The following is a 6,147-nucleotide window of genomic DNA, read 5'->3' on the forward strand; positions in this document are numbered from 1 at the left end:
CTAGCGCATTTGTTCAAGCTTGGGGCAGTTGCCGCAGGCGCTGGTCAGCCCAGTCGCCATCGGGTTCTTGCAGCAGGATGCGCACGGGCAAAAAGTGCACGGTTTCGGCCAGCCACAGGCTCATGCGCGTGTCCTCGGGTTGCGTGTTGTGGCGCTCCAGCCGCCACGCCGGCAACACGCCCGCCGGGGTTTCGGTGGGCTCTTGGGCGCGCAGCCGCAGCGTCCAAGGCTGCACCCCGCCCGCGCCCAGCACGGGCACGGTCCAGAGCGCATCGGCAACCGGAGGCTGCAGGCGCAACCGCCGGGCGAGCTCGAAAAACAAGCTGAGCCGGTCTTGGGTGCCCGTTTGCAGGGGGCCGACCTGCTCGGCCTCGTGGTCGCGTTGGTGGCGGTAGCGCAGCGCGGCCCAGTCCAGCTCGAAGCGGCGCAGGCGCCGGGTTTGGTCACTGAAAGCCAGCGGTTGCACACCATTGGGCAGCAGCCGCCCGCGCGAGCGCTGGATGCGCGCGCCCACCAGCGGCAAGCGCATGGTCAGGCTGGCCTCGTACAGGTCGCCTTGCAGCAGCCACTGCAGTTGGCCGCTGGCGCGCAGCGGCAGGGAGCCCACGCGCGCGCTGACCTCGTAGTCCAGCTGCAGCCGCTCGGGCCATGCCGAAGGCCCCTTGCGCGGGTTCATCTGCGCAGCCGGGGTGGCTTGGGCTGCGCCGCCGCCAGCCAGGCCCAGCGCCAGCGCCCAAGCCAAGCATTGGCGCCGATTCGGCTGCTCAGCCGTGCCAAGCTCGCAGGCGGACTGCACGGCGCTTACATCGATGGATGGGGCTCGGCGCGCGCATGCTCGAGCTGGCTTTGGCAGCTCACGCAGCGCGCCGCCGTCGGGTTGGCGTGCAGGCGCGCGGTCGGGATTTCGACCCCGCAGGCGGTGCACAGGCCATAGCTGCCGGCTTCGATGCGCTTGAGCGCAGCGTCGATGGCCGACAGGGCTTCGGTCTCGCGCACATCGATGGCCATCGCCAGATCGCGTTCGGCCTCGTTTTGCGCCCGGTCTCCGCTTTGCACGTCGTGGCGGTCGGGCGCCGCCTCGGCGCGGCCAATCTTGCCACCGCGCTGCGCCCGCAACTGCGCGATCAGATCGGTGCGCATTTGCTGCAACTGCGAGGCAAAGGTGTCGGAAATGTTCAGGCTCATGGCGAAGGCTCCTAGTGCTGCATACGCTTGCATTGTGCGGCAAAAACCCGCGCCGGGTGTTGACGCAGCGCAAGGGTGCCGTTGCGACAGTGCCATCCATGCCGCCCCTCCCGCGCCATCCGTGCCGATAGACGCGCACCACAGCGCCCGTGTCCTGTGGCATGATCTGCGCAAGCAGAGGAGCGCGCCATGTCAAGCCAAGAACCACCGAATCACGCCCACACCATACCCGGCTTCGATTTTTTGAGCAAGCTCAGCCAGCACGGCGCGACCGGTTTGGGCGGCGCCGCCGCTGCGCTGCCGGGTCTGCCGCCCATGAGCCACTGGATCGCACCGGTGTTCGATCCCGAGGAACTCGACAAACGCATCCACGACTTGCGCGCGGTGCATTTCTGGCTCGATCAAAACACCAAGGCCCTGGCCGCCACGATCCAGGCGCTGGAGTTGCAGAAAATGACCCTGCTCACGCTCCGGGGCATGAACGTGAGCATGCAGGAAATGGCCGAGTCCTTTGTGGCCAAACCTGCGCCTGCCGCAGAGGCCGCCACCGGCGCAGCCCGCACCACCGCCGGCTGGCCGCAAAGCGCCCAAAGCGCCCAAGCCGAGCCGGCGCCGGCGCCGGCGCCGGCCGCCAAGCAGGCCGCCAAGCAGGCCGCAGCCGCTGATGCGCCCGCGGCGCCCGCGCAGCCGGGCACCACGCCGCCCGCAGTCGATCCCGTGCAGTGGTGGGGCGCCCTCACCGAGCAGTTTCAAACCATCGCCAATGAGGCGCTGCGCGACATGTCCGCGCACGCCAGCCGCGCCACCGAGCACATGGCACACAGCGTGCAAGCCAGCACCGAAGCCATGGCCAGCGCCCAATCGGCCGCAGCGGCGGCACCGGCCGAAGCCGCCGCTACACCCCGCGCGAGCGCTCCACCGCAAAGCGCGCGCGCCAAGCCGCGAAAGCGCCCGCCTCCAGCGCCGCGCGCAGCTCGCGCATCAAGTTGAGGTAGTAGTGCAGGTTGTGGATGCTGGCCAGCATCGGCGCCAGCATCTCGCCGCAACGCTCGAGGTGGTGCAGGTAAGCGCGGGAAAAGCCGCCGCGCCCGCCTTGCTCCCAGGGCACACCCTCGGGGCCCGCGCAGGCGGTGCAGCTGCACGAAGGGTCGATCGGCTGCGGGTCGTGGCGGTGGCGGGCATTGCGGATTTTCAGGTCGCCATAGCGTGTGAACAAGGTGCCGTTGCGCGCGTTGCGTGTCGGCATCACGCAGTCGAACATATCCACGCCGTCGGCCACGCCCTGCACCAAATCCTCGGGTGTGCCCACCCCCATCAGGTAGCGCGGCTTGTGCGCCGGCAGCCGGTGCGGGGTGTGGGCCATGATCTGGCGCATCAGCTCCTTGGGCTCGCCCACGCTCACGCCGCCGATGGCGTAGCCGGGCAAATCCAGATCCACCAGCGCCTGCAGCGATTCCAGCCGCAGGTGCTCGAACATCCCGCCTTGCACGATGCCAAACAGCGCGTTCGGGTTTTGCAGGCGCGCAAACTCGGCCTGCGAGCGCCGTGCCCAGCGCAGGCTCAGCTCCATGCTGGCGCGCGCCTCGGCCTCGGTCGTCACGTGGCCGCTGCCGCCCTTGGCCGCAGCCGCACCATCGCCTTGCCAGTAGGGGGTGCATTCGTCGAACTGCATCGCGATGTCGCTGTCGAGCACGGTCTGAATCTGCATGCTCACCTCGGGCGACAGAAACAGCTTGTCTCCATTCACCGGGCTGGCAAACTGCACCCCCTGCTCGCTGATCTTGCGCATCGCGCCCAGGCTCCAGACCTGGAAGCCACCCGAATCGGTCAAGATCGGCGCCTGCCAGTTCTCAAAGCCGTGTAGGCCGCCAAAGCCTTGCACCACCTCCAGCCCCGGGCGCAGCCAGAGGTGAAAGGTGTTGCCCAAAATGATCTGCGCCCCCATCTGTTGCAAGCTCTGCGGCAGCACCCCCTTGACGGTGCCGTAGGTGCCCACCGGCATAAAAATCGGGGTTTGCACCACGCCGTGGCGCAGGCTCAGGCGGCCGCGGCGCGCGTGGCTGGTGGGGTCGGTAGCGAGGATTTCAAACTGCAACATGGGCGCGATTTTCGCCCAGTCGGCGGTGCGGGCGCCGCAACCAGCCCGTTGGCGTCACAAAAGTTGTTTTAAGGTCGCATTGCAGTGCTAGGATGAGGGTCAATAGGATTTGGATTGCTGCCGTGGGCCGGTCCGCATCGCGCCTAGGGGGTGTGAAGGCGTTGTCGGAGGTGCGCGCTTCATCCCATGTCGCGCGCCCAACACCCCTGCTTAGCCAAATGGACAACATCACCCCATCAGTTGCCGAGAGGCTCGAAAACCACACCTTCGACGAACTGGCGCTGGGCCAGACGGCGCGCCTGCTGCGCACCCTGACGCAGCAAGACATCCAAGCCTTCGCCGCCGTGTCGGGCGATACCAACCCCACCCACCTCGATCCGCAGTATTCCCCGCACACCCGCCTGCACGGTGTGGTCGGGCACGGCATGTGGGGTGGGGCGCTGGTCTCGGCGCTGCTGGGCACGCAGTTCCCGGGCCCGGGCACCATCTACCTCGAGCAGCAGCTCACGTTTTTGCAATCAGTGCACATCGGTGACACGCTCGAGGTGTTGCTCACCGTGGTGTCCAAAGACGAGGTCAAAAAGCGCGTCGAACTCGACTGCAGCGCCACCAACCAGCACGGGGTGCGGGTGTTGCAGGGGCTGGCGCGGGTGCTGGCCCCGACGCAAAAGCTGCGTTTGCCCCGGCCCAACCTGCCGCGCCTGCAGTTGCTCGACCCCGAGGCCCGGTTGCGCGAGCTGCTCTCGCTGGCCGACGGCATGGCGCCGATGCGCTGCGCCGTGGTGCACCCGTGCGACGCCGGCTCGCTCTCGGGCGCACTCGACGCCACCCGCCACGGCCTGATGATCCCGTTGTTGATCGGCCCCAAGGAAAAAATCCTGGCGGTGGCGCGCGAAGCCGGGCTCGACTTGGCTGATTGCCAAATCCTGCCCGTGCCGCACAGCCACGCCGCCGCCGAGCTGGCGGCCGATCTGGCCGCCACCGGCCAAGTCGATGCCCTGATGAAAGGCAGCCTGCACACCGACGAGCTGATCGCGGCCGTGCTGCAGCGGCGCGAGCTGCGCACCGGGCGCCGCATGTCGCACGTGTTTCGCTTCGACGTGCCGCTCTACAGCAAGCCGCTGCTGATCACCGACGCCGCGCTCAACATCCGCCCCTCCTTGAGCGAAAAGGTCGACATCGTGCAAAACGCGATCGACTTTGCGCGCATCTTGGGCGTGGAGCAGCCGCGAGTGGCGATCTTGTCGGCGGTCGAGACCGTCAACCCCAACATCCCCTCCACCATCGAAGCCGCGGCGCTGTGCAAAATGGCGGATCGGGGCCAGATCAAGGGCGGCGTGCTCGACGGCCCGCTGGCTTTCGACAACGCCATTTCGGCGCAGGCCGCGGCCATCAAGCACATCGAATCGCCGGTCTCGGGCCAGGCCGACATCCTGATGGTGCCGGATTTGGAGAGCGGCAACATGCTGGCCAAGCAGCTCGAATACCTGGGCGGCGCCACCGGCTCCGGCATCGTGCTGGGCGCGCGCGTGCCGATCGCGCTCACCAGCCGCGCCGACGGGGCCAACGCGCGCGTGGCCTCGGCGCTGCTGGCCTTGCTGGTGGCCAACCACGCGCGCCGCCCCCTGCCGCGTGAGGCTTGGGGCCGCTAAAAGCCTGTGCTCAGCCGCTCACATGCCCAGCGAGCGCAGCAAGGCGTCGGTGTCGCTGTCGCCGCCCCCTTTGGCGGCCGCTGGTGCAGGAGCCTGTTGCGCGGCGGCCTGCTCCATCAATTCATCCGGGTTTGGCGCTTCCTGGGGCTCAAAATCATACAGCCGTACAAACTCGGTGCGGTCGGTGGCAAGTTCCAAGTAAAAAATGTTGTTGCGTGCGGTGTAAAACGTCACGCGCCGCGCCTCCGGCTGGTCCAAATGTGCGTCCACGCTCAGCACCACCTGCTTGCTCAGCACCAGCATCTTGGGCTGGCTCTGCAAAATGTGGGTGTGCAGTTCGCGCTGCACCTTGCTGGTGAAATCGCCCAGCACCTGGTTCATCAGCTCACCCATCACGTTGCCCACCTCGTCCGAGGTGTGCGAGTTGGCCAGATCCTCCCGCGCCATGCCCATGCTCACCAGGTAGCTGTGGTAGATCTCCAGCGCCGCAGGGGCGCTGAAATTGAGGATCACCAAGCCCGAAAAGCCGCCGTCAAACAGCACGAAGCAGCCAATGTCGGGTTTGAGGCAGGTCTTGTGGATGCGCTGCACCATGCCCGAGTAGGTGATCGAGCTCTGCGTGGCCACACCCAGCACCTTGGTGACCGAGTTGCACAGGCTGGTCAACAAGTCTTCGGTGTTGAAAACGACTTCGGTGCGTTGGACGGGGTTCATGGGGGAGGCAGTGGAGCGGTGTGGTGGGGTGGACGGTTGCAAGTGCGCTCAGACGCTCGCGCGCTGCAGCAGCATCGAATCGCCGTAGCTAAAAAAACGGTAACGTTGCGCCACCGCATGACTGTACAGCGCCATCACGTGATCGTAACCGGCAAAGGCCGTCACCAGCATCATCAGCGTGCTCTTGGGCAGATGAAAGTTGGTGATGAGCCGATCCACCAGCGCGAACTCAAACCCGGGCGTGATGTAGAGCGCCGTGTCGCCACTGGCCGCACCCGTGCGCGCCCAGCTCTCCAGCGTGCGCACCGAGGTCGTGCCCACCGCCACCACGCGGCCGCCGCGAGCGCGCGCGTCGGCAATGGCTTGCTGGGTGGCCGCAGGCACCTCGTACCATTCGCTGTGCATCACATGCTCATGGATGTTTTCGCTCTTGCAGGGCACAAAGGTGCCGGCCCCGATGTGCAGCGTCACGCTGGCGCGCTGCACCCCGAGCCGATC

The 6,147-nt window shown here is 67.1% G+C and carries 7 protein-coding genes (1 of these 7 only partly in view); 2 read left to right on the forward strand and 5 right to left on the reverse strand.

From position 1 onward, the window contains the following. Window positions 1-13: 13 nt before the first annotated feature. Both ACVMK0_RS11595 and ACVMK0_RS11600 read right to left on the reverse strand, forming a co-directional pair. Window positions 14-796, reverse strand: a complete 783-nt coding sequence (locus tag ACVMK0_RS11595; RefSeq protein WP_476463878.1) for a DUF3108 domain-containing protein — start codon at window positions 794-796, stop codon at window positions 14-16. A gap of 5 nt (window positions 797-801) precedes the next feature. Further along, window positions 802-1,185: a TraR/DksA family transcriptional regulator gene (locus ACVMK0_RS11600; RefSeq protein WP_045537219.1), complete on the reverse strand. Its 384-nt coding sequence runs from the start codon at window positions 1,183-1,185 to the stop codon at window positions 802-804. A 189-nt stretch (window positions 1,186-1,374) separates the two neighbouring features. Between ACVMK0_RS11600 and ACVMK0_RS11605 the strand changes: the two genes are divergently transcribed. Then, window positions 1,375-2,175 (forward strand): PhaM family polyhydroxyalkanoate granule multifunctional regulatory protein, encoded by an 801-nt coding sequence (locus ACVMK0_RS11605; protein ID WP_045537221.1) that lies wholly within the window; start codon window positions 1,375-1,377, stop codon window positions 2,173-2,175. On the opposite strand, the gene tgt is transcribed toward ACVMK0_RS11605, so the two are convergent. Beyond that, a complete protein-coding gene (tgt, locus tag ACVMK0_RS11610) occupies window positions 2,081-3,283 on the reverse strand; it encodes a tRNA guanosine(34) transglycosylase Tgt (RefSeq protein WP_045537223.1) in 1,203 nt (400 codons plus the stop codon). The genes ACVMK0_RS11605 and tgt overlap by 95 nt on opposite strands. A gap of 218 nt (window positions 3,284-3,501) precedes the next feature. On the opposite strand from tgt, the gene ACVMK0_RS11615 reads away from it, so the two are divergent. Continuing rightward, a complete protein-coding gene (locus tag ACVMK0_RS11615; protein ID WP_476463879.1) occupies window positions 3,502-4,935 on the forward strand; it encodes a bifunctional enoyl-CoA hydratase/phosphate acetyltransferase in 1,434 nt (477 codons plus the stop codon). Between the two features lie 18 nt (window positions 4,936-4,953). Here ACVMK0_RS11615 and ACVMK0_RS11620 read toward each other — a convergent pair whose 3' ends face one another. Together ACVMK0_RS11620 and queA are read right to left on the reverse strand one after the other, a co-directional pair. Continuing rightward, a complete protein-coding gene (locus ACVMK0_RS11620; RefSeq protein ID WP_045537225.1) occupies window positions 4,954-5,649 on the reverse strand; it encodes a DUF3334 family protein in 696 nt (231 codons plus the stop codon). 48 nt (window positions 5,650-5,697) lie between these two features. Continuing rightward, window positions 5,698-6,147 carry the end of a tRNA preQ1(34) S-adenosylmethionine ribosyltransferase-isomerase QueA gene (gene queA, locus ACVMK0_RS11625; RefSeq protein WP_476463880.1) on the reverse strand. 630 nt of this gene lie beyond the right edge of the window, so only the last 450 of its 1,080 coding nucleotides appear in the window; its start codon lies off the right edge, out of view; its stop codon occupies window positions 5,698-5,700.

Source organism: Serpentinimonas sp. SSL01 (genome assembly GCF_056323735.1).